The sequence below is a fragment of the Neptuniibacter pectenicola genome (assembly GCF_001597735.1).
GTDB classification, from domain to species: Bacteria; Pseudomonadota; Gammaproteobacteria; order Pseudomonadales; family Balneatricaceae; genus Neptuniibacter; species Neptuniibacter pectenicola.
This window is the reverse complement of record NZ_LUTS01000003.1, coordinates 1-21,638: the sequence shown is the minus strand read 5'-3', so window position 1 is coordinate 21,638 and position 21,638 is coordinate 1. Positions and strand designations below refer to the sequence as shown.

22 protein-coding genes are annotated in these 21,638 nt (G+C 46.1%); 4 read left to right on the top strand and 18 right to left on the bottom strand.

Annotated features, from left to right (window positions below):
* Positions 1-104: 104 nt before the first annotated feature.
* Together A3773_RS04670 and A3773_RS04665 are read left to right on the top strand one after the other, a co-directional pair.
* Complete coding sequence (locus A3773_RS04670; protein ID WP_067983623.1) at positions 105-437, top strand: HVO_A0114 family putative DNA-binding protein; 333 nt, start codon at positions 105-107, stop codon at positions 435-437.
* Between the two features lie 11 nt (positions 438-448).
* Positions 449-3,589: a DEAD/DEAH box helicase gene (locus A3773_RS04665; RefSeq protein WP_067983621.1), complete on the top strand. Its 3,141-nt coding sequence runs from the start codon at positions 449-451 to the stop codon at positions 3,587-3,589.
* A 201-nt stretch (positions 3,590-3,790) separates the two neighbouring features.
* Here A3773_RS04665 and A3773_RS04660 read toward each other — a convergent pair whose 3' ends face one another.
* Positions 3,791-4,642 carry a YicC/YloC family endoribonuclease gene (locus A3773_RS04660; protein WP_231902147.1) on the bottom strand — a complete coding sequence of 284 codons (852 nt, stop codon included), beginning with the start codon at positions 4,640-4,642 and terminating at the stop codon, positions 3,791-3,793.
* A 114-nt stretch (positions 4,643-4,756) separates the two neighbouring features.
* On the opposite strand from A3773_RS04660, the gene rph reads away from it, so the two are divergent.
* Positions 4,757-5,527, top strand: a complete 771-nt coding sequence (gene rph / locus A3773_RS04655; protein ID WP_067983617.1) for a ribonuclease PH — start codon at positions 4,757-4,759, stop codon at positions 5,525-5,527.
* A 61-nt stretch (positions 5,528-5,588) separates the two neighbouring features.
* On the opposite strand, the gene A3773_RS04650 is transcribed toward rph, so the two are convergent.
* Positions 5,589-6,359 (bottom strand): exodeoxyribonuclease III, encoded by a 771-nt coding sequence (locus A3773_RS04650; RefSeq protein ID WP_067983615.1) that lies wholly within the window; start codon positions 6,357-6,359, stop codon positions 5,589-5,591.
* Positions 6,360-6,545: 186 nt separating this feature from the next.
* Here A3773_RS04650 and pyrE point away from each other — a divergent pair, with 186 nt between their 5' ends.
* The gene (gene pyrE / locus A3773_RS04645) at positions 6,546-7,193 is read left to right on the top strand and encodes an orotate phosphoribosyltransferase (RefSeq protein WP_067983613.1); all 648 of its coding nucleotides are present in this window, start codon (positions 6,546-6,548) and stop codon (positions 7,191-7,193) included.
* Between the two features lie 33 nt (positions 7,194-7,226).
* On the opposite strand, the gene A3773_RS04640 is transcribed toward pyrE, so the two are convergent.
* The 16 genes from A3773_RS04640 to fabI all read right to left on the bottom strand — a co-directional run bounded on the left by A3773_RS04640 (position 7,227) and on the right by fabI (position 21,448).
* A complete protein-coding gene (locus tag A3773_RS04640; RefSeq protein WP_156473441.1) occupies positions 7,227-7,691 on the bottom strand; it encodes a hypothetical protein in 465 nt (154 codons plus the stop codon).
* Position 7,692: 1 nt separating this feature from the next.
* Positions 7,693-8,589, bottom strand: a complete 897-nt coding sequence (locus A3773_RS04635; RefSeq protein ID WP_067983609.1) for a PulJ/GspJ family protein — start codon at positions 8,587-8,589, stop codon at positions 7,693-7,695.
* The gene (locus A3773_RS04630) at positions 8,589-9,125 is read right to left on the bottom strand and encodes a prepilin-type N-terminal cleavage/methylation domain-containing protein (RefSeq protein WP_067983608.1); all 537 of its coding nucleotides are present in this window, start codon (positions 9,123-9,125) and stop codon (positions 8,589-8,591) included. The genes A3773_RS04635 and A3773_RS04630 overlap by 1 nt, the downstream gene beginning before the upstream one ends.
* Positions 9,106-9,723, bottom strand: a complete 618-nt coding sequence (locus A3773_RS04625; protein WP_067983606.1) for a pilus assembly FimT family protein — start codon at positions 9,721-9,723, stop codon at positions 9,106-9,108. Before A3773_RS04625 ends, A3773_RS04630 begins: the two co-directional genes overlap by 20 nt.
* Before the next feature lie 23 nt (positions 9,724-9,746).
* Positions 9,747-10,268, bottom strand: a complete 522-nt coding sequence (locus A3773_RS18510) for a type II secretion system protein (RefSeq protein ID WP_067983604.1) — start codon at positions 10,266-10,268, stop codon at positions 9,747-9,749.
* A gap of 71 nt (positions 10,269-10,339) precedes the next feature.
* Positions 10,340-10,879, bottom strand: a complete 540-nt coding sequence (locus A3773_RS04615; protein WP_067983601.1) for a prepilin-type N-terminal cleavage/methylation domain-containing protein — start codon at positions 10,877-10,879, stop codon at positions 10,340-10,342.
* Positions 10,872-12,104, bottom strand: a complete 1,233-nt coding sequence (locus A3773_RS04610) for a type II secretion system F family protein (RefSeq protein WP_067983599.1) — start codon at positions 12,102-12,104, stop codon at positions 10,872-10,874. Before A3773_RS04610 ends, A3773_RS04615 begins: the two co-directional genes overlap by 8 nt.
* A gap of 16 nt (positions 12,105-12,120) precedes the next feature.
* Positions 12,121-13,899 carry a GspE/PulE family protein gene (locus tag A3773_RS04605; RefSeq protein ID WP_067983597.1) on the bottom strand — a complete coding sequence of 593 codons (1,779 nt, stop codon included), beginning with the start codon at positions 13,897-13,899 and terminating at the stop codon, positions 12,121-12,123.
* Positions 13,900-13,913: 14 nt separating this feature from the next.
* Positions 13,914-15,410, bottom strand: coding sequence for a tetratricopeptide repeat protein (locus A3773_RS04600; RefSeq protein WP_067983595.1), 1,497 nt, complete (start codon positions 15,408-15,410; stop codon positions 13,914-13,916).
* On the bottom strand, positions 15,407-16,309 hold the full coding sequence (locus A3773_RS04595; RefSeq protein WP_067983593.1) for an ExeA family protein: 903 nt from the start codon (positions 16,307-16,309) through the stop codon (positions 15,407-15,409). Before A3773_RS04595 ends, A3773_RS04600 begins: the two co-directional genes overlap by 4 nt.
* 13 nt (positions 16,310-16,322) lie before the next feature.
* Positions 16,323-17,900, bottom strand: coding sequence for a pilus (MSHA type) biogenesis protein MshL (gene mshL, locus A3773_RS04590; protein WP_067983591.1), 1,578 nt, complete (start codon positions 17,898-17,900; stop codon positions 16,323-16,325).
* Between the two features lie 12 nt (positions 17,901-17,912).
* Positions 17,913-18,251 carry a hypothetical protein gene (locus A3773_RS04585; RefSeq protein ID WP_156473440.1) on the bottom strand — a complete coding sequence of 113 codons (339 nt, stop codon included), beginning with the start codon at positions 18,249-18,251 and terminating at the stop codon, positions 17,913-17,915.
* A complete protein-coding gene (locus A3773_RS04580; protein ID WP_067983587.1) occupies positions 18,244-18,906 on the bottom strand; it encodes a type II secretion system protein M in 663 nt (220 codons plus the stop codon). Before A3773_RS04580 ends, A3773_RS04585 begins: the two co-directional genes overlap by 8 nt.
* Positions 18,899-19,498 (bottom strand): hypothetical protein, encoded by a 600-nt coding sequence (locus A3773_RS04575; protein ID WP_067983584.1) that lies wholly within the window; start codon positions 19,496-19,498, stop codon positions 18,899-18,901. The genes A3773_RS04580 and A3773_RS04575 overlap by 8 nt, the downstream gene beginning before the upstream one ends.
* Positions 19,495-20,424, bottom strand: a complete 930-nt coding sequence (pilM, locus tag A3773_RS04570; RefSeq protein WP_156473439.1) for a type IV pilus biogenesis protein PilM — start codon at positions 20,422-20,424, stop codon at positions 19,495-19,497. Before pilM ends, A3773_RS04575 begins: the two co-directional genes overlap by 4 nt.
* A gap of 253 nt (positions 20,425-20,677) precedes the next feature.
* Positions 20,678-21,448 carry an enoyl-ACP reductase FabI gene (fabI, locus tag A3773_RS04565; protein ID WP_067983580.1) on the bottom strand — a complete coding sequence of 257 codons (771 nt, stop codon included), beginning with the start codon at positions 21,446-21,448 and terminating at the stop codon, positions 20,678-20,680.
* Positions 21,449-21,638: the final 190 nt, after the last annotated feature.

Here is a 21,638-nt window from a genome sequence, read left to right as displayed (position 1 = left end):
CAGAAAATAAACTTGCTCGATTATCAACGGCTGATAAGATGTGTCGCTTATCTATCTGTATACCTTTGTAACGTATTACTAAGCTTTTGAGAAATAAACAGAATATGAAAAACGTCAAACAATCGCGTTGCGTAATAGGCATTAAAGGTCAAACGCCCAACCCTGATTACCCTGTCGATATTTGGTTTGACTCACTTAAATCGGTTGCCAATGTGCTATCAAAAGAAAACCAGCACCTATTAAAAGTGATTGCAGAACAACAACCGCAGTCGGTAACTGAACTGGCTAGGCTCACGGGACGAGCAGTGAGTAATGTATCGAGAACACTGAAAACACTAGGCAAGTACAACTTAGTTGAAATGCGCAAGTCACAAAATGGGTTAGCGGTAAAACTGCAATATCAATCGATGCTGCTGTTAATCCAGCCATTAGAATAAAAGGGACTTTTATGCAACAAATAGGAATTTATGAACAGCTAATAACACAGCTCATTGCTAGTCGAATTGACCGTGAGCGATTCTTTGTAGGTGAACGAGAGCTCAATAGCAGTGAAGCATCGACTTGGTTATCTCGTTTCCTCTCGCACATTATTGAACACGCCATTGATTCCATTCCAGCCGCTGATGATCGATTGCAACAACAAATTGCTTTGTCTAATCAGCTGTTACTATGGTTAAAAACACAAATTCAAGATAAGGATTTTATCGAAGACAATTTGCTTGTTAGCCAAGGTAAAATTCTGACCGCACTCTATGAGCTCGAAAATCCGGTCTCAGCCGATTTTAAAAATTACATTAAGGACATTTCCCCCCTAACTGGTTTAACGCAAAGTGAGCTGTTTTGTGGTAGCAATGCCGGTTTGTCCCTTGAATCTGAATTAAAAAGAGAGATTCTATCCGCGGATACCATTTATTGGTTGGTGTCGTTTATTAAGTGGGCGGGGATACGGATTTTTCGCAAAGAGCTAGAAGAATTTACCTCAAGCGGCCGCGAGCTAAAAATAATTACCACGTCATATATGGGGGCGACTGATGCCAAAGCCGTGGAGTATTTGGCCAGTTTGCCCAATACCCAAGTGAAGCTGAGCTACAACACTGAGCGTGAACGTTTACATGCTAAGAGCTATTTATTTTTGCGCAACACCGGCTATCACACTGGCTACATAGGCTCGTCTAACCTGTCGCGTTCCGCACTAACCAATGGCTTAGAGTGGAATTTAAAAATCACTTCGCAAGAAATTCCACACATTATCAATAAGTCGTTGAGTACCTTTGAAACCTATTGGGCTTCTAATGATTTTGAGCATTTTAGTGATGATGCAAAATGTAGCGAAAAACTCAAAAAAGCGTTGAGCCAGCAGCGCGGTGATTATGAGGCCAGCCCAACGCATTTCTTTGATATCTCGCCGTTTCCTCACCAAAGTGACATATTGGAACAACTGGCCGTTGAGCGCAGTGTGCACCAGCGCTTTCGCAATTTAGTGGTTGCGGCAACCGGTACAGGGAAAACCCTGATTTCCGCCTTTGATTTTGCGCGTTTTATTAAACAAAAACCGCAAGCCACTTTTTTATTTGTGGCACACCGCGAAGAAATATTACAACAAGCCAGAGCGGCGTATCGTGGTGTATTGCGCAACGGCGCTTTTGGTGAACTTTGGGTGGGTGGGCATACGCCAGAGCACTACCGTCAATTGTTTGTGTCTATTCAAACGCTGAACAATCAGCTTGCTCAGCTTAACCTGACGGCTGACTATTATGACTACATTGTGATTGATGAGGTGCACCATATTGCCGCATCAAGCTATCGCCCACTGCTTGCGCATTTTTCACCGGTTATATTACTCGGCCTTACTGCCACACCAGAGCGCCATGATGGGGGGGATATTTTAGCGGATTTTGGCGGTGTGATTGCGGCAGAAATTCGCTTGCCCGAAGCGATTAACCGTCGCCATCTTTGCCCCTTTCAGTATTTTGGTATAGATGATGATACCGACCTGCGCAAGATCCCTTGGAGTCGTGGGCGTTATGATATCGCGCAGCTCACTAATCTTTATACTCATAACCAAGCGCGTTTCGATAAAATACTACTGAGTTTGCAGGAGATCGTCACCGACATAAGTCAAATGAAAGCCTTGGCGTTTTGTGTCAGTCGTGATCATGCTCAATATATGGCGCACCAGTTATTGTTGAAGGGCGTTAACGCAGATGTGTTGACCAGTGATAACAGCCATGAGCGGCAACAAAAGCAACAAGCTATTCGATCTGGCAGCATCAATGTGCTCTGTGTGGTCGATATCTTCAACGAAGGTGTCGATATTCCCGAAGTCGATACCTTACTGTTTTTACGACCGACAGAAAGTTTAACCATTTTCTTGCAACAGCTTGGCCGTGGTTTGCGCTTAGCCGAAGGCAAAGAATGTTGTACCGTGTTGGATTTTGTTGGCAATTCACGTCCTGAATATGATTTTGCCAATAAATTTAGAGCTCTAGTCGGTAAAAGTCATCGCGCGATCACTGATGAAATAAAGCAAGGCTTCCCTCATGCGCCACTGGGTTGCCGCATTGAATTAAGCAAGCGCACGCAAGAAATGGTGCTCAGCAATATTCGCCAAGCTTCGTTAACCTTAAAGCGTTTAGTTGCGATGATCCGGCAGTATCCAGAGCATTCCACACTGCCGTTAACGCTGGCGAATTTCTTAACTCTAAACCCTCATATCGACTTGAATGAACTTTATAAGCGAGGCAGCTGGTCGCAGCTGGTTCAGCAAGCCAAAGATGAAATCAACGAAAATACGTTTGGTGAAAATCTGCTGAACATATTTAGAAAGGCCATCCATAATCGAATTTTGACCTGTGATGATTATGCCTATTTAAGTTTTTTAAAACAGCTTTGCCAAACTCAATTTATGCTTAACGGCGGCAGCCCTCGTTATGCCTTAATGTGCCATTATGATTTTTGGCAGACAACGGGGCCTGAATGTGGATTCGATTCCATTGATCAGAGCTTAGCGAAACTAAATTCTTGTGAATTAAAAGCAGAATTATTGGATGTCTTAAATTGGCAACTAGCAAAAACCAAGCATGAGCAACCAACAATGCAGGCCTTGCCTGAAGTTTCATTAAAGTTGCATGCTCGCTATGCGCGTGAGCAAATATTGGTGGCATTTGGTGCGACTACGTTTGAGCGCCAACCTCCAGCACGTGAAGGTGTGTTTGCGCTTAAAGCTCAAAATATTGAACTGATGTTTGTCACCTTGAACAAAAATGAAAAGCAATTTTCGCCCACCACTATGTATCACGATTACGCGATTAACGAACACCTCTTTCACTGGCAGTCGCAAAATAGCGCAAGGCCCGACAAAGGGCGTGGTTTGGAGTACATCAAGCATCAAAATATTGGTAAACGTCTGTTTTTATTTGTGCGTGAACAAACCAAAGATGAATACGGCCGCACTATGGGTTTTGTTAATTATGGTGAAGTGGAATACGTATCGCATACAGGCTCACAACCGATGAGCATTACTTGGCAGTTAAAAGAGCCAATGCCTCACTTTATGTGGCAGCAGGCGGCTAAGTTGGCTGTGGGGTAACTATCATGGATGGTTCTAAAGTTTCTGAAATAATGGAGGAGGCAAAAATAGCTGGCACCACTTAAACAGCAGCAGATAACGGACAACTGCAAACCGATTTGGACGGGAAAAATAAAAAAAGCCCTGTATTTTCAATGCTCTTCACAAGGTAATACGGGGCTTTTAAGACATTCTTGGACGGGTAACTTTCTACCAAGAAACCTATTCGATGTTTTGAATCTGCTCTCGCATCTGTTCAATAAGCACTTTAAGTTCAACTGCGCATTGGGTAGTGCTGGCGACAATTGATTTTGAAGAGAGTGTGTTCGCTTCCCGGTTAAGCTCCTGCATAAGGAAGTCTAAACGGCGGCCGACGGGCCCCTTCTGTTTTAAAACACGGCGCACTTCTTGAACATGGGTGTCTAAACGATCCATCTCTTCGTCTACGTCAGCTTTTTGCGCCAGTAATGCAATCTCTTGCTCTAACCTACCTTCATCTAGGTCAGCTTTTAGTTCAGCAAGGCGCTGGGCTAAGTTTTCTCGCTGATTTTGTAGGATTTTAGGCATGCTTTCGCGCACTTCTGCCACGATGGCGCTAATCGCGTCTAACCGTTGATTGATTAATGTCGCGAGCTCGACACCTTCACGCCCTCGCCCTTCCAGCATGTCATCCAGCGCTTTGGTAAAAAGTGCTTTTGCTGAGTTCTTAACGAGATCCATATCTAATTTGGTGTCTTGTAGAACGCCAGGCCAACGTAACAACTCTAAAGCGTCTAAAGGTTGGTGATTCTCAACCATCGCTTGTAACGACTCAGCGGCCTGAATAACTTCTTTAGCATAAGGTTTATTAACCACAAGTTGTTGCTCTGTGGCTTCAGGATTAAATCGCAGTGTACATTCAACTTTTCCGCGGCTAACGGCTTTGCGCAGTTTTTCGCGCAGAAAACCTTCGAGTTCTTTCAGGTTTTCAGGCAAACGCAAGTGAGGTTCTAGGTAGCGATGGTTAACTGATCTGATCTCCCAACTCAGGGAACCCCATTCATGCTCGGCTTCCTGTCGAGCAAAAGCTGTCATGCTGCGTGTCATATGATCCATTCTCGATTAAAATGCGTTATTAAATACAATTGTAACAGTCTGGCGCCGCTCTGCCACGCCATGACTGACTAGAAAATTGATTAAAGGACCGGCATGACTTCATCTATCTCAGAACAACTGCAAAATCTTGGTATCAGCAAACATCGTCCAAGTGGACGTGAAAACGATCAGATGCGTGAGGTTAAGATCACTCGTAGCTTTACTATGCATGCGGAAGGCTCTGTATTAGTTGAGTTTGGAGATACTAAAGTCCTTTGTACGGCAACGGTTGAGCGTGGCGTACCTCGCTTTCTTCGTGGCTCGGGTCAAGGTTGGGTAACAGCTGAATACGGTATGCTGCCCCGTGCAACCACCAGCCGTACAGGCCGTGAAGCGGCCCGCGGTAAACAGAGTGGCCGTACTGTAGAGATTCAACGTCTGATTGGCCGCTCTTTACGTGCAGCGCTGAACCTTAAGAAGATGGGCGAAAATACCATTACAATCGATTGTGATGTATTACAGGCCGATGGCGGCACGCGTACGGCATCGATCACCGGTGCTTTTGTGGCGTTACAGGATGCCATTAATGTATTGAAGAAAGATAAGCATGGCGCGATGAAAGGTGACCCGGTTGTCCAGGCGATTGCCGCTGTGTCCGTCGGTATTTATGACGGTGAGGCGGTGCTTGACCTCGATTATGCGGAGGATAGCAAAGCGGAAACCGACATGAACGTAGTGATGACCAGTAAAGGCGGCTTTATTGAGGTTCAAGGCACCGCTGAAGGCGCACCTTATTCTCAGGAAGAGTTGAACGCGATGCTCGATCTTGCCCGAAAAGGGATTAATGAGTTGGTTGAAGCGCAAAAAATAGCATTGGCTGAATAACCGTTCGTTAGCGCACAAAAAAAGGAGCGATTAAGCTCCTTTTTTTAATTGTGCTACGCCGTTAGCCAATATCATAATCAATAATAATCGGGGCGTGTTCACTAAAGGATTGATCACGATAGATTTGAGCATTTTTAACCGTTTTACGCAGATTTGCCGTAGCGATCTGATAATCTAAACGCGCACCTTCATTGAGTTTCCGCGCACGGTTGTAGGCAGGCCACCAGCTAAATTGACGTTCAGCCTTGTTGATCTGGCGAAAGGCATCCACATACCCCATTTCGTCAAAGATCTCAGCCATCCAGTCGCGCTCAACTTGTAAAAAGCCGGACACCGTTTGGTTTGCATACCAGTTACTCAAATCGACCGTTTTATGGGCAATGTTAGTGGTCCCACAAAAGATAAATTCACGGCGCTTACGTAAGGTTTTATTAAAGTGGCCGAGGAAGTCGACCATAAACGCTTCTTTTTCTGCTTGTGCTTCCTCACTCTTCAGCCCCGAAGGAATAAAGAAGGATGAAACACTTACGTGCTCAAAATCGGCTTGAATAAAACGACCATGCTGATCGCAGAGTTCAAAGCCTAAGCCCGTCATGATCGCTTTAGGTAGCTCGCGGGTGTAGATCGCCACGCCGCTATAACCATCTTCCCATGCATCGAAAAAGAATGGGTGATAGCCTTCGGGATGGTAACGTTCATCATCGAGCTGATATTCCTTTGCGCGCAAATCTTGCAAGCAAATAACATCAGCGTCCTGTTGGACCATCCAATCGAAGAAGCCGTTTTCTGCAGCTTGTTCAATACCTTGTGCATTGAAGGTGATGACGCGCATAGAGTGTGTTCCTGTCTGAAAGCAGACCAATAGCAAATTAGTATTATTTTTACTCTGAGGGTCGAATTGTATAGCGAAGTGAGCAAAAATGAAATTTTTTGCTTCATGCTAGAACAATGGAGCCTAAGGCCGCTCACTGGTAGAATAGCGCCTGCCTATTTAACCCCCAATCCATCGGAGATTGCTATGCAGGATTATCAGCGTGAGTTTATTGAATTTGCTATCGAACAAAATGTGTTGCGCTTTGGCGAGTTCACGCTTAAATCCGGCCGTACTAGCCCCTACTTCTTTAATGCGGGTCTATTCAACACAGGAAGTGCGCTAGCCAAATTGGGCCGTTTTTATGCCCAAGCGATCAAAAACTCGGGGGTTTCATTTGATGTTTTATTAGGCCCTGCCTATAAAGGCATTCCTTTAGCGGCAACAACAGCCGTGGCTTTAGCGGACCATCATGGGGATGACGTCCCTTATGTTTTTAACCGTAAGGAAGCAAAAACCCATGGCGAAGGTGGCAGTTTAGTGGGAGCCGCACTCGAAGGCGGTGTGATGATCATTGATGATGTTATTACTGCGGGTACCGCTATTCGTGAAGTAATGACGATTATTGATCAAGCTGGCGCAACACCGGCAGGGGTTGTGATCGCACTTAACCGTCAGGAAAAAGGTACAGGCGAACTGTCCGCGATCCAAGAGGTCGAGCGTGACTACCGTATGCCGGTGATTAGTATTGTTAGCTTAAGTGATCTAATCGATTACTTAACGGAGAAAGGCGACAAAGCGGACGAACTAGCGTCGATTCGTAAATACCGCGATGAATACGGTATTGAAGGCTAGCACACAGAAAAACAGGGGAGATTAGCGCTGCTTTTATTGCGCAGCTCTAATCACCACCCGTCGAGAGGCCCCGTCCAGACCATCACCGCCACAAAACCCAGTGCTATCAATGGTCCAAAAACTCCCCACCGGCGAACTCACCGTCGCGTAGAACACCTCGGCATAACAATCGTTAAGACCGGTCACAGAAAAACGTGTACTTGAGGTTGGCCCCGGCCAGTAATCCCAACGGGTAGGTACGCTACCAACGGCTGACGAGGCCGTACAGCCGGATAAACCATTCGCTAAGCACGTTAGTTCGAGTTCAATACCCGTTTGCGCCGCTGTAATCGCCCTCGCCCCTAAAAACTCTTGCGCAGTTACATTCTGTCCAGTAGAAAAAAAACGCACCATACCCGCAATGATGACCGCTAAGACCGTAATCACAAAAATCGCAGAGACCAAACCTAGGCCGGTCTGCCTGTGCCGAGATGCGCGCTTGTCTTGCGTGTTCGTCATTTTAGGGAACATTTTTTACCTGCACCTCAAATTGAATACGAATACTCTCTTGGGTTGGATCAGAGACCGATAACTGCTGGTCTTGTACAAATAGATCAAATAATACGATGCCATTGCGCAACAAGGTGGCATCACTGTATTTAAAGGAAGCACTCCCTACGGGAGACACAATATCACTCGCTAACAACGCGGCTTGCGGCTCAGACAGGCTGGACAGCAATATCGCCCCATCGGGTTGATCAATGGCATAGCTATAGTTACTTGCGGTAACGCCTTGAAAGCGATAAAGGTCAGTCCCTACCACACAAAAACTAACCGGCTCATCCACTATAAAATAGCGCAGTGAAGGTGAGTCCGTTGGAAAAGCATGCACCGCACTCAACATGACATCCACCGTGCCAGACTCAGCCGCTAACACACTACTCGCACTCATCATCGGTGAAATAATGGACCAACTATCCAAATCATAAATAGGGTTGGAGGTACGTGTGGGCTCATCACCATTATTTGTATCTATAGGATACACGGCGATGCGTCCCTGTGGCGGCTCGACAGCAAAGGGCACTGACACAAAACTACTACGAGCGGAAGACGCGGATAAAGGGACAGAAATATAACGCGATGCCGCAAGGGATGGGATAAATTCTAAGCAGCTCCCGTCACTATTGACCCGAATACTATTGGGCAGCGCATTCCTAATCTCGCGGGCCATACGTTCAATAGCAACCCTAACGGCGGAGGATAGTTGATCTCGCCGCGTCAGATCAGCATACCCTTGCATGGTCGACGTGATAAAGCCGACAGTAACAAGCGAAATAATCCCCAGTAGCGTGATAACAACGATCAACTCAATCAGCGTAAAGCCTGACTGCGAGGTGTGTTTACGACAGAACCCCATCAATAATTCCCCCGCAACGCACTAAATTGAACGGGGCTTTGACCGGTATTTTTCGGGGGTGAAACCGTTACGACAATCTGCTTAAGCAGCTCTTCATTGCCCGCGGAAAAATAATCCCCACCCACATACCTAACCTGCACGCTCACTTGGTATCCGTTATACGACTGGATGCCACCCGCGGTTACCAAAACGTTAAACAACCCCACCGCGTTTTCCGTTAAACCATGATAATCATCAACATCATCAAAGGTTTCTCGTGTTTCACTGTCGTCGGGGCCAAAACTCCCTTCGGTTGAGCACGGGGCACAGATAGGGCTACCACCCGCGGGCGTTAGTTCATCATAACGGCGCGATAAGATCTCCTCTAAATAGGCTTGGCCTAAATAAGAAACCCGCGTTTGCCACATCACATCGGAGCTATGCCGTGCAATATTACCCCAGCCTGCCACGGCCGCCGTTAATGCAATACCAATAATAACAATGGTAATAACAACCTCAACCAACGAGAAGCCTCGCTCAACGACAGGTCGATGCATAATTATACCCCGTCAAAGAGAGACAAAAGTCCGTCTGCCCATCGCTAAACTGCAGACTGCTACTTACAGGCTGCGCAGCGTTAGGAAAAGCACTCTCACTGGTTAAAGATATATTGCTTTTAACACTCACCATATCCCCCAACTGATTGTACAAAATCACTACGTTATCACCCGCCGAAAGGGAACCGTCGAGGCGGCCACCCGCATCCAGCGCAACTGAATAAGATAGGCTGATATTGCCCGGAATCGGCGCTTGTAACTGGGTTGGTGATATATCGACAGGCGGATTGCCATCGTTAGTGTCAGGGTCGATCAACACACTAATCTGCCATTGGTCTAATGACGAGCGTTCAAGTACCCAATACACGGAGGATGCGTGTTGAGCCAAGGCTGTTTTTTGCGCAAGCCTTAACGATCCGAGAATTGAACTACGAAGTGAGGCTTCTTGATAGCTTGAGACATTGCCAATACGGGGAATAGCCACCGCAGACAAAATGCCAAGTAAAATGATGACGACAATAATCTCAACCAACGTGAAACCACGCTGGCGAGATTGAGAGCAGCGATCTTTAGCTAATGATAAAGGTTCACTGCTCATAGACGTCAGATCGGCGAGATTAATTACTCGTCAGCACCGTTCACGGTTACGTTACCCGATTCGGCATCGTAAACAATTTCACGGTCATCACCTGATGGTGCAGCTTGACGGTAAGTAAACGTACACTGAGTAGCACTATCAAACGTTGCCTGATAATCAACCCCTGGCACTAACGAAGGGTCAGCATCAGAAGCCACCGGCCTGCTACCTTGCAACACGTTATTCCAAACCTCAACGCATTCAATATTGCTATCAATAGTAGAATTTGCGCCAGATGCACCCACAGGATAACCTGACCCATTAACAGCAACCGCCGCAACGCCATCTAACTGTATAGATGCACCGGAGCCAGCATTTTCAACAATGGCTTTAGCTTTGGCTAGTGCAATACCTGCCGCAAAACCGCCCGCTGCACCTTTAACGGCTGCATTATGCGCATCATCCGTAACGTTAATAAAACGAGGTAAAGCAACCGCTGCTAAAATGCCTAATAGGGCAATAACGACTACTAACTCGATGATTGTAAAACCCGCTTGCTTTTTCATGGAATTCTCTGCCCCTAGCTATTAAATTGCAATTAATTGATTTTTAACAAATTATGACCGCATTGTATAGCTCAGTCATCACTATCCACTTCCCAACCAAACTTGTAAAGTGGTTGTAACTTTGCACTAACAACCAACCCTTTATCTTGATGTTGATTTTGGAACATCACCTCTAATTGAAAAGGCAATACGTCGTGCTGCTCAAATTCATTCTGTAAATGAATATTCCTTTTGACCTTATACACAAGCCACTGTTTATCAGAAATAAAGTACCAATGCTCACCCGGCGCGGCCCATAGCTCACTGTAGGTCAGCTCACCCGCATAATTCACAGGTATATGCTGAATAAGGTCTATCGGATTACCCTTTACCAGCTGTTCAGCGGTACGTTGTTGCTGCTCTGCAAACCAGTATGCCACCTTCAATGTGACTTGTGCCTGAATGTTATTCCGGCTCCCCTCAAAGGAGACACGCTCTACCTTTTCGGCCAACTGCTCTAACTTAGCGTACGCAACCGCCATTAAAATAGAGATAATTAAAAGGGTGACAACTAATTCAAGTAGCGAGAAACCTCGCTGTATAACCCTTAGCCGATTATCGAGATTAACCATTAATCGTTGTACTCAGCTCCCACAAAGGCAGGAAGACACCCAGTGCCAACACTAAAACCATGCCCCCTATCGCCACAATCAAAATAGGCTCAATAGCACTGGTCAGGTTTTTAAGGTCGTATTCCACTTCTTGCTCATAGAAGCCCGCAGCCTCTTCCAGCATCTCATCAACCCGACCGGTTTCTTCACCTACCGCTAGCATCTGCATAACGAGCGGACTAAACATGCCCGCCTGATGTGCGGTCTGAGTAAAGGACTCCCCACGCTCAATACCTTGACGCATATTTGCCACTTTACGACCAATATAACGATTACCAACAGCATTGGAGACAATGGACAAACCTTGCTCTATAGGTACACCGGCTTTCAACACAATACTGAACGTCCGCGAGAAACGTCCCAAGATCACTCTATAAAATATAGACCCAACAATAGGAAATTTCAGCTTTCGTCGATCCCATGTCATACGACCGGCGTCTGTTTTTTTCCAACGATAAAAAAGAACAAACAGAACAACCAAGCCCGCGATAATGGCCCACCACCAATCAACAGTGAAATCGGAGACCGAAATCAGGACTTTAGTTTGCCAAGGCATATCCCCGCCAAAACTCAGAAAGACCGACTTAAATGCAGGAATAACAAACATGTTAATAATGCCAATGGCGAATGATATCGCGACAAGCACAAAGATAGGATAACGGGTCGCTTGCTTAACATTTTGAACAGTCTGACGTTCAAGCTCTAGGTATGCCGCCATCTGTTTAAAAGATTGATCCAACTGCCCGGTATTCTCGCCTACATGGATCATACTGACATAAAGTTCACTAAATACTTTGGGATGTTTAGCTAAAGCAGAAGAGAGTGCGTTCCCCTTTTCTAGCTCATCAGCTAACGCATCTAATGTGTCCTTTAATAACATATTATTAACAGTATTAGCCAAACCACGCATAGCGCGCGTAATCGGCACCCCCGCCTTAGTTAAGCTAAACATTTGGCGACTAAACATGATCAGTTCATCAACGGTGATCTTTTGGAACAGCTGGAAATTGATATCTTTACTGCCAGTAGATGAACTTTCCTTAGCGGCAACCGTTTCATTAATGCTTATCGGGGTGATGCCATCGAGCGATAGCTGTGACGCAGCATGCGTTGCGGCCCCCGCCTCAACCGTGCCTGACACCTCCTCACCGTCTCTGTTTCTACCTCGATAACTATACGTTGCCATCTAATTATTTATCCAATTACTCAAGCTCTAAACCGCCAGACGCTATTGAGCTTGACTCAGCAGCAACCTCCGGCGCATCAAGATAGATAGATTCATCCAATTGCTCAGTGACACGGAAAACTTCATCTAAGGTTGTTTTTCCCGCTATCGCGAGCTCCAGTGCGCTATAAGCTAAAGGCTGGTAGTGAGGGTCTGTTTTAGCGGCAATAGTAAAAGCCGCACTATCATTCCGACGCAAAGCATCGGCCATATGTTCATTAATTTCTAGCAGTTCAAATATACCGGTACGCCCTTTATAGCCTGTATTATTGCAATAGGTACATCCGCGCCCTTTTTGCAGGCTAATCTCATCCAGACCCAGCTCCTCACCCCGTGCATCCAGCCATAATCTTTCAGCGTCGCTGGAGAAATACTCTTGTGTGCAGTTCTCACAAATCTTACGTACTAAGCGCTGTGCCAAAATACCATTCAGCGCTGAGGCAACCAGATAGCCTTCTATGCCGATATCCGTTAAACGCATGGCGCTTGATACCGCATCATTCGTATGCAGTGTAGACAGTACAAAGTGGCCCGTCATTGCAGCACGTAACGCGATATCCGCCGTTTCTTTGTCTCGGATCTCACCCACTAACAAAATATCAGGGTCCTGACGTAAGGTCGCACGCAGTACAGTAGAAAAATCTAAGCCGATATTCGGGTGCACTTGTACTTGGTTCACACGGGGCAATCGGTATTCCACTGGGTCTTCTACGGTAATGATCTTCTTCTGATGGCTATTTAACTCATTCAAAGCACCATAGAGCGTTGTGGTTTTACCGCTCCCTGTCGGGCCTGTAACGAGCAAAAGTCCATGGGGCTCATGAATCATTTTGCGTAGCCGCAATAACATCTTGTTAGGTAGGCCGGCTTTCTCTAACCCGATAATGCCGCCCGACTGGTCCAATAAGCGCATAACCACCGACTCACCAAACTGAATCGGTAACGTTGAGATACGCACATCAACACTGTGACCTTTAACGCTGATATTAAAACGGCCATCTTGCGGTAAACGTTTCTCCGATATATTCAACGAGGCCATTAATTTTAGACGCAGAACAAGCGCCGAGGCGATACGCTTCTCTTTCATAACATGCTCATGAAGCACACCATCAATACGCTGACGAATACGTAAGACGCTTTCATCGGGCTCAATATGTATATCCGAGGCGCCGACTTGAACCGCATCTTCAAATAAACTTTTAAGTAGCTTAACAACTGGGACATCAACTTCGTCGGTTGCCGTTAATGCGGCTAAATCAAACGCATCATCTGCAATCTCTTCATTTAACTGATCGGCTAAGTCTTCTATATCGCTCGTTTTACGATAAAGTAAGTCCATTGACTGTAGTAATTGAGCCTCGGAAACAACCGCGATCTCAATAGGCTTAGGCAATACCCGTTGCAGTTCATCAAACGCAAAGATATCCATTGGGTCGGACATCCCTACGAGAAAATGGTCAACATCTTCCTTCAGTACTAGCGCGCGGAAACGTCGCGCTTGGGTTTCAGGGAGCCGTAGTACATCTTCCTGATTAAATGCGTAGTGAGTCAGTTCAACGAGAGGGATGTTCAATTGCTGGGAGAGAAAATCAAGAAACTGTTGTTCCTTAACATACCCCATCGATACCAATGTTTTACCCAACTTCTGACGCGTCTGTTTCTGCTTATCCAACGCTTCCATTAGTTGGGCTTCAGAAAGAACACCGTTCTGAACCAGCAAGTCACCAATACGAATTTTCATCTTGGGTGCGCCCATGCCGCCCAGTCCTCCTAACGACCCGACAGCGCGTTAATACGCTGGCGAGCATAACTTTTCAAACGACTATCAATCGTCGGTATCTGTAAGGAACTCTGATAAGCGTTACGCGCATCAGCATAACGCTTTACTTGCTCCAACGCATAACCCATTCCAATCCACCATCGGGGAGTGCTGTTATTCGATTGTAACAACTGGAAATAAATACGAGCGGATTCCTCTGGATTATTTACTTGCTGGTAAGCACTTGCTAACAACTCATGGTACTCAAAATCAGTGCTGAGTAACGGTGCATGCGTGCTAAGCAGGTCGATCGCTTGATCAGCCTTACCCTCAGCCATCCAGATACGAGCTTGTAGTTTTTTCAGATCACTATTATCTGGGTGTAGGTCACGGCTCTGCTGAATAAGGATTTGGGCCGCCCCGGTCTCCCCCTTTGATAACAACAGGGTGGATAAAAGCACTCTTGATTGCTCAGCCTTTAATCGGTTTTGAGCAATCCCTTTTGTTAGTAATGTTTCCGCCGCTTCCCGCTGACCTTTAGTAATCAAGCGTCGTGCACGATCTGAAAATTGACGATCGGTTAACGCATTCGTCGACTTATTCACCGGTTTTGAAACAACCGCAGAGTTAAGCGCTGATGCGTCAGCCATATTAACTTGTAACTCAGCCCCAGAACGAATACTTGGTTTGTCGGGGCTGACATTAATCACGGTTAAGGGCTTAAGGGGTGTCGAAGGCTCGATCTTAGCCACCGCGCCACTCTCCGTAATATCTTTAACCGGCTGACTCACCTCTTCAGGAATAACACCAAGAATCAGCGTGGTCGGTGACGTTTGGACACGAAAAGAAAACTGACTTTTGCGCGTTGTTGTTAACGTGAGTAACGTCCTATTACGATCAGCGTCTTCGGCTATATCTAAACGGTTGATATAGTCACTCGTAATAGCAGGCAGTGTTGTTTTTAAAGCAACATCGTCAATCGCCACGACGATCACATTGTCTTTCTGGTTTAAAACCTGAATATCCGCGTCGCCATTCAACCTAACCACTAAATCACCGCCAAAATCAGCACCGGCCCATTTAATATCACTGATCGCAACTGTCGCTGTGAGCTCTGCCGTGGCCACAGGCATGCTACCCATCGCTGCCACGTCTTTCCCAGCACGTTTCTCATCGGGAGCTACACTAACATCCGGCGTATCAACACGGCCGCTAGTATCCGTTAAGCGCGCGGTATCTTTCCCCTTGGTAGCAGCAAGGCTACTACTGGCCGAATCTACCTGAGAGTCAGACGACCGGTTCTCGGTTGACGTTTCCAACCATAACAGCCAACACGTTGTGACAACCGCCACAATACCTATCAACCACAGTGCTATACGCGGTGCATTGCTCGCAGGGCTTTCTTCCACATACTGGGCGGCTTTCACCCCAGATTGCTGCCCAGGTACATGAGCGGTACTTTCATTGCGCTGCTCAAGGTCCCTTAGCATGTCATTAACCAAACTCATTGGTTAACCCCTATATAAACCAAACACAAGGTTGCCACAAAAAGTACGCCTATAGCCCCCCATAACAACGAACGGTTATCTTTTGGTTTTACAATCCCTTGCGTATCCTCGATCGCCCGCATTACATGAGAGCTATCTACTTTCAGGTCGCCTTTACCATAGGCCACCATTAACGCTTTATGGGCCAATATATTGATTAAACGAGGGGTCCCCGCGGACGCTTTTGCTATCTTACGTGCCGCATCTTTATTAAAAAGTGAGAGCCCATTAAAACCGGCTTTTTGCACCCGTTGATCGATATAGTGCGCGACCGCCTCATCATCGAGACGACTGAGTTCATAGCTAAAGGTGATCCGCTGCAGTAACTGTCTTAACGATTGCTGCCCCAAAAGTTCATCGAGTTCGGGCTGACCAAACAGTACCACTTGAAAGAGTTTGGTTGTTTCCGTTTCGAGGTTGGTCAACAGCCTTAGCGCCTCAATCGTTTCTTCTGGAATCGCTTGCGCTTCATCAACCAGCAGTACAACCTTGCGCTTATTCTGTGCGAGTTCAATAAGTCGCTGATTGATGGCATTCAGTAGGTCAAAGTGCTCAAGCCCATTCACATCCAGTCCGATCTCTTGCGCAAAGCTTTTACGAAACTCATAGGGGCTTAAGTAAGGGTTGGGGATATATGCCGTAACATACTCATCTTGATCTAAGGCATTAAGCAGCTTACGGCACAGTAATGTTTTACCTGTACCGACTTCGCCCACCACTTTGACAAAACCATCTCCCCCCGCCAAAGCGACCAACATTAAGTTAAGCGCTTCGTGGTGGGTCGGCATATTCAAAAAGAAATGCGTGTTAGGCGTAAGCGTAAAAGGTAGTTCGCTTAAACCAAAATGATCCGTGTACATCCATTAGCCTCAGCTATTGCGTAGGGGTAGACTGCAAATTCTTAAACGAACGAAGACTACGCTTTAGTTCGTTCTGCAAGTTGTCATGATTTGCTAACACGGGACGCAACATGATAACGAGCTCGGTTTTACTACCTGCCTGACGCTTTTGTTTAAATAAGTTCCCGATTCCGGGAAGATCAGCTAAACCGGGCGCTTGCGCTTCGGTATCGCTATCCGTTGATTTCATTAATCCACCAATCACGATCACCTGCCCACTCTCAGCCCTAACAATGCTGTCTGATTCTCGGATAGAGCTTAATGCGAGTGGAATATTAAAATCATCAGACCCAACACTAATCTGTTTTTGCTGGTCGACAACTTCTGAAACCGTAGGGTGAATATGTAAAACAATATCGCCATCTTCACTGATCTGTGGCGTTACATCTAACGCAATGCCCGAGAAGAATGGCGTTAATTCAATACTGGGCGAGGAGGTCGTGCTGGTACCGGTTGTTGTCGTATTTTCAACATCCGTAACGAAAAACTCATCGGTACCCACTTTAATAACCGCTTTTTGATTATTGACTGTGGAGACCCGTGGGCTAGACAGCACTTGAACATCACCTTGGCTACCCAACAGCTCAATAACCGACGTGAAATCACCTAAACTCAAGTCAGCTTTAAAGATCCCACCAATATCATCACTGTTAGTTAACGTTTCTGACGACAAACTAAATAAGGCAGTTTTACCCGCGCCGACTTCACCTAGTGCCGTCCAATTCACCCCCGCTTGGAAGCCATTGTTAAGCGTCACTTCTAGGATTTTAGCCTCGATAACAACCTGTCGATGCAGAATAAGCTCCGCTTGCGCCAGATAATCGCGCACGGTCGCTAACTCACTAGGTAGCGCACGTACAACCACTACGCCTGTTTGAGGAGTAACCACGACTTTACGACCTTCCCCGGCCACGATGGTCGATAAGGTTCCTTGCAGATTGCCCCAAAAATTAGTCGATGTTTTTGTGCTAATGCGCGTTCCAATAATCTCTTCAGAGCTAGAGTTGTCTCCCGATGTACTTACTGAGCCTGCGCTCACTTGTGTATCGGAGCTGCCCTGACGGTCGATATCAAGGTAGTTAATTTGGAAAATTTGCGTTTGCAGTGACGCCGGCATCACTTGGTATAAATTACCGCTGCGAGTGTATTCATAGCCATAGACACGCTGGATAGCATTCATGACCTCATCAACAGTTACATCTTTCAACTCAACCGAAATTGCACCGCCTACATCCTGATGCACAATCATGTTATAGGGCGTTCCTTGAACTAAGCCCATAAAGAAGTCTTTAGCTGGTAGCGCTTCAGCCGTAATGTCAAAACGCTCCTCCGATGAGGACGCCGATGCATCCAAACTTAGGGGGGGTAATAGCGCTATCGGAGCTGACGGCGGTACAGGTATATCCCGCTGCTGCTCATTCGTTGCAATGGCTTCTTCAAGGGCCGCAACCCCTTCCTGCTGGGTCGTTGAACCAGCAATCGGCGCAATGCCCTGACAACCACCTAACAAAAGCACACTTAGTAGGATGTGGATATTGAAAATATATTTCATAACTAATTCGACCTATTTCCCACTCTTTACTTTACTGAATCCTTTCCGCTCAGATAAAGAGATCAACTGTTGCTTATTTCCAACATCAAGCATGACACCTTCACGACTAATTGATAGCACTGTGGCGTTATCAACTAAATCTCCCACTTCTACACGCTGGCCATTCACCACCGCTGTATTCTTTTTCTTGCCAGTAACCAATGAACTGATTGTATAAGCAGACACGGCAGGTTTAGCAGACAAGAGGTTAAACATGCCTGCGGCAGGTTGAGTCGGGTCAGCAGGCAAACGTTCAGCCATTGCAGACGACCAGACACCGATAAGACACAAACAAAGCAGTAGTTTACGCACCTAGCCACCTCGCTTCAGAGCTTAATGTATGCACTCTTATTTTTACTTTCGCCGTTGGGTATTGATCAACTTTATAAGTCAGCGTATCCCAGAAGAAAACGCCCTCTAATTGTTCAATCTTTTGTAAGTAGTCATAGACACCCTGATAACTCCCTTCCAGCTCTATCTCAAAGGGGTGGGCATAAATCAACGCACGTGGTGCGGGTGAGGCAGACCCATCGTTTTGGGTCTCGGCACCCAGTTGCAAAGTTTCAATCGCTAAGCTTCTAGCACTGACTAAAGCAACACCCTGCTCACCTTTTAAAACATCTCGGAGCATAGCCAACATCTGATCAGGAGAGACCAAGTTCGTTGCCGCCCGTCTAATCTCATCATTGGCTTGCGTTAACTCTAGGCGTAAGCGCTTTAAACCTTCACGTGCAGCGATATTAGGATCAACAGGTTCTTTAGCCTTTAAAAGCGTTAGCACCTGATTTTGACTCGCTATACTCGCTTCTAGTCCAGCCAACTTAGCCTGCTGCTGTTTGAGGCTCATGATGCTCGGTTCAATTAAGACAATATAGATAAGGACGATAGGCACAACCACCGCCGTTATCAGCACTAACGAACGCTCTCGCGTGCTCAGCGCGTCCCATTTGCTCTCCACCTTACTCATAGGCACGTAACTCCGCTGTAACCTTGAAGAGAACACCCGACTCACTTGATTCTAAGTCAAGCTCACTCACGCTCATGCCTTGAAATGCTTCTGTAGCAGAAACCGTTTCGAGCAACACAGGAACAGCCGGAGCATCAACCGCGGCACCCAAAGCGATAAAGCTATGTTGAGTATTATCTAGTTGGAATTCAATCAGCCAACTCTCTGGCAACGATGCCTCAGCTAACGCATAAAGGTAGGATGAGAAACTCGCCCCTTGGCTCGGTTGAATCCGATACAACAGATTTTTTAACTGCTGGCGTGAAGTGATCTCATTTTGTAATCGTTTTTGTTCGGCGAGAATTTCCGTATTCACCTCCGTATGGGCAAAACGCGCTTGCTCAGCCATAACAGCCGCTTCGATATTTTTTTTCTCTTTTGATAACTCTGCCACGTGGCTCTGCTGGTAACCGGCGTAAAAACTTAAGCCCAAACCGAGCAAGAAAAATACAGCGGCCACGGTTGCAGCGATTGCTAAACTACCGCGATAACTTAACGGGTCAAATGCCTGTTTAGGTTTGTGGGGGTTATACAGGTTAATCCGTTGTTTCATATCACCCCCTCCGACTCTAAACTTTCACTTCTCAAGGCCGCTGCGACCGCGACCGTAGTCCATTGCTGTAAATCATCAGACAACTCAACCGAACTAGAGATAAGGTTATTAAGGTTTAAAGAGTGGATGTCTAAATACAGGCTTTGGCGTAACTCAGTCATCAAAGGCGTATCATCAGGCTGAAACGGCATGACCAAGAGCCGAACACAGGGTGGCTTACCTACCTGGCTTTCGTAATAATCCAACGAACGTTGCAACTCAAGTACCGCAGCACCTACATCATCAGCATCCACCTTGCGGTTATAATGCAGATGACGTGTAAAATAGAGGGATGAATCGGATAATAAATTAATCGAACTGCTTTCATCACCTAAAAAGAACGCAGCTAAACCTGCTTCACTATCCGCAAGGTCTTCAGTCAAATTAAGTAATGCAAGCTCAGGCACATCAACAACTATCGGCTCTAAGCCTATGCTCTCACACCACGCGACCCGTCGATCAATTTCGTTACGGGCTGCTGCAACCGCATAAAGCATTCGAGAACGCCCACGATAAGCATCCTCAGGCAACTCAATGTAATCAATAACCGCGTGCTCTATATCAAAATCAATTAAATCTTTGATTTTCCAACGAAGAGCATCCGCAATCTCTTCATCCGGAACCGCGGGCCTTTCAACCAAATGTATTTGGTAACTCGACTCGGGCATCACAATCAATGTTTTAGTGCCATTCAAGCCTTTGCTTTTAATTAACTCAGCAAAACGAGCCGTGTCTTTAAAAGGGTTGGGAGAAAGAATATGTTCACAGAATGATAGCTCTGGCTGGGAGGCTGTTTGCTGAATATGGGCAAAGGAAACGCCTTTCCCAGTGAATACAACTGAGGTTATTCCCCCAGATTTTGTTTTCTTTTTAAACAGTGAAAGCAAACTTTTCACTCCTGAGCTATTTTTACTCAAATATCGAACTACAAATCTACCTAGCTTAAACTTGTGATTCAATAACTTAATGGTAGATTTATCATAAAGAGCCTATCTAATTGATGTAATCGGCTGAAAACCTAATTACTTAATAGAAAATAGATGAATAACGTAGGCTATCACATTGTTTTGACAGAAAAATAAAAAACCCAGAATAGCTCTGGGTTTATAATAGACCAAAAAAAGGAACACGCAAAAAGGATTAACCTACAATGCAAACACCGTGATCAACATAATGCGTTGTTCCGGTGACTCCACGGGATAGGTCACTCAAATAATAAAGGGCTGCGCCACCCACCTCTTCGGTTGTTGGGAGCAACTGATCGACTGCTCTATGGCGATTGTATTCCAGCATCGCATCGAAATCCTTAATACCCCCTGCTGCACGGGTAGCAATCGTCCCTGGAGATATACAGTTAACCCGAATATGTTGCGGACCAAGGTCGCGAGCTAAGTAACGGGTCGCCGCTTCCAGTGATGCCTTAGCACACCCCATAATATTATAGTCACCGGTCGCTAATGCACTCCCCAAATATGAGAAGTTAATCATAGAACCACCGTTAGGCATCAATGCTTTCGCCATCCCCGCCATTTCAATAAAGGAGTAACAGGAGACATCCATCGCCTGTAAAAAGCCCTCTCTTGAACACTCAGAGATCGGAGCATGTAGATCGTCGAGGGGACAGAAAGCCAACGAATGGATAACCCCATCTAGAGAGCCCCATTGCTGCTTAATCTCAGCAAAGACCGCCGCCATCTCACCAGGAACCGTCACGTCCAACGGCATAAAGATGCTGGCGCCAAGCTCCTCGGCTAACGGCTGAACGAAACGCTTAGCTTTTTCATTTAAATAGGTAATCGCTAACTCCGCGCCATGCTCTTTGAGCTTTTTGGCGCAACCGTATGCAATACTTTTATCATTGGCTATGCCAACAATCAGCACTTTTTTTCCCGCCATAAATAAGTCGGACATAAGAACTTCCCTGCTAAATAGATTAATACTAACGTCTATTACCGCACATGCACAATACAGATAAATGACAATATCGATTAAAAATATAGAAAGACTAGAGGCCAAAACCTAACCCCCAGACGCAAAAAACCCCGGCTACGTAGTAACCGGGGTTTCTCTAAATAAATGCTTGGCGATGACCTACTCTCAC

What these genes read in the sequence shown, in the direction of transcription:
- A3773_RS04660 (WP_231902147.1), bottom strand. Translation starts at nt 4,642, where the DNA reads ATGACAGCTTTTGCTCGACAGGAAGCCGAGCATGAATGGGGTTCCCTG.
- A3773_RS04635 (WP_067983609.1), bottom strand. Translation starts at nt 8,589, where the DNA reads ATGGGGTTCTGTCGTAAACACACCTCGCAGTCAGGCTTTACGCTGATT.
- A3773_RS04630 (WP_067983608.1), bottom strand. Translation starts at nt 9,125, where the DNA reads ATGCATCGACCTGTCGTTGAGCGAGGCTTCTCGTTGGTTGAGGTTGTT.
- A3773_RS04600 (WP_067983595.1), bottom strand. Translation starts at nt 15,410, where the DNA reads ATGAGTTTGGTTAATGACATGCTAAGGGACCTTGAGCAGCGCAATGAA.
- A3773_RS04625 (WP_067983606.1), bottom strand. Translation starts at nt 9,723, where the DNA reads ATGAGCAGTGAACCTTTATCATTAGCTAAAGATCGCTGCTCTCAATCT.
- A3773_RS18510 (WP_067983604.1), bottom strand. Translation starts at nt 10,268, where the DNA reads ATGAAAAAGCAAGCGGGTTTTACAATCATCGAGTTAGTAGTCGTTATT.
- A3773_RS04665 (WP_067983621.1), top strand. Translation starts at nt 449, where the DNA reads ATGCAACAAATAGGAATTTATGAACAGCTAATAACACAGCTCATTGCT.
- mshL (WP_067983591.1), bottom strand. Translation starts at nt 17,900, where the DNA reads ATGAAATATATTTTCAATATCCACATCCTACTAAGTGTGCTTTTGTTA.
- A3773_RS04615 (WP_067983601.1), bottom strand. Translation starts at nt 10,879, where the DNA reads ATGGTTAATCTCGATAATCGGCTAAGGGTTATACAGCGAGGTTTCTCG.
- A3773_RS04610 (WP_067983599.1), bottom strand. Translation starts at nt 12,104, where the DNA reads ATGGCAACGTATAGTTATCGAGGTAGAAACAGAGACGGTGAGGAGGTG.
- A3773_RS04580 (WP_067983587.1), bottom strand. Translation starts at nt 18,906, where the DNA reads ATGAGTAAGGTGGAGAGCAAATGGGACGCGCTGAGCACGCGAGAGCGT.
- fabI (WP_067983580.1), bottom strand. Translation starts at nt 21,448, where the DNA reads ATGTCCGACTTATTTATGGCGGGAAAAAAAGTGCTGATTGTTGGCATA.
- A3773_RS04650 (WP_067983615.1), bottom strand. Translation starts at nt 6,359, where the DNA reads ATGCGCGTCATCACCTTCAATGCACAAGGTATTGAACAAGCTGCAGAA.
- rph (WP_067983617.1), top strand. Translation starts at nt 4,757, where the DNA reads ATGACTTCATCTATCTCAGAACAACTGCAAAATCTTGGTATCAGCAAA.
- A3773_RS04670 (WP_067983623.1), top strand. Translation starts at nt 105, where the DNA reads ATGAAAAACGTCAAACAATCGCGTTGCGTAATAGGCATTAAAGGTCAA.
- A3773_RS04640 (WP_156473441.1), bottom strand. Translation starts at nt 7,691, where the DNA reads ATGACGAACACGCAAGACAAGCGCGCATCTCGGCACAGGCAGACCGGC.
- pyrE (WP_067983613.1), top strand. Translation starts at nt 6,546, where the DNA reads ATGCAGGATTATCAGCGTGAGTTTATTGAATTTGCTATCGAACAAAAT.
- A3773_RS04575 (WP_067983584.1), bottom strand. Translation starts at nt 19,498, where the DNA reads ATGAAACAACGGATTAACCTGTATAACCCCCACAAACCTAAACAGGCA.
- A3773_RS04605 (WP_067983597.1), bottom strand. Translation starts at nt 13,899, where the DNA reads ATGGGCGCACCCAAGATGAAAATTCGTATTGGTGACTTGCTGGTTCAG.
- A3773_RS04595 (WP_067983593.1), bottom strand. Translation starts at nt 16,309, where the DNA reads ATGTACACGGATCATTTTGGTTTAAGCGAACTACCTTTTACGCTTACG.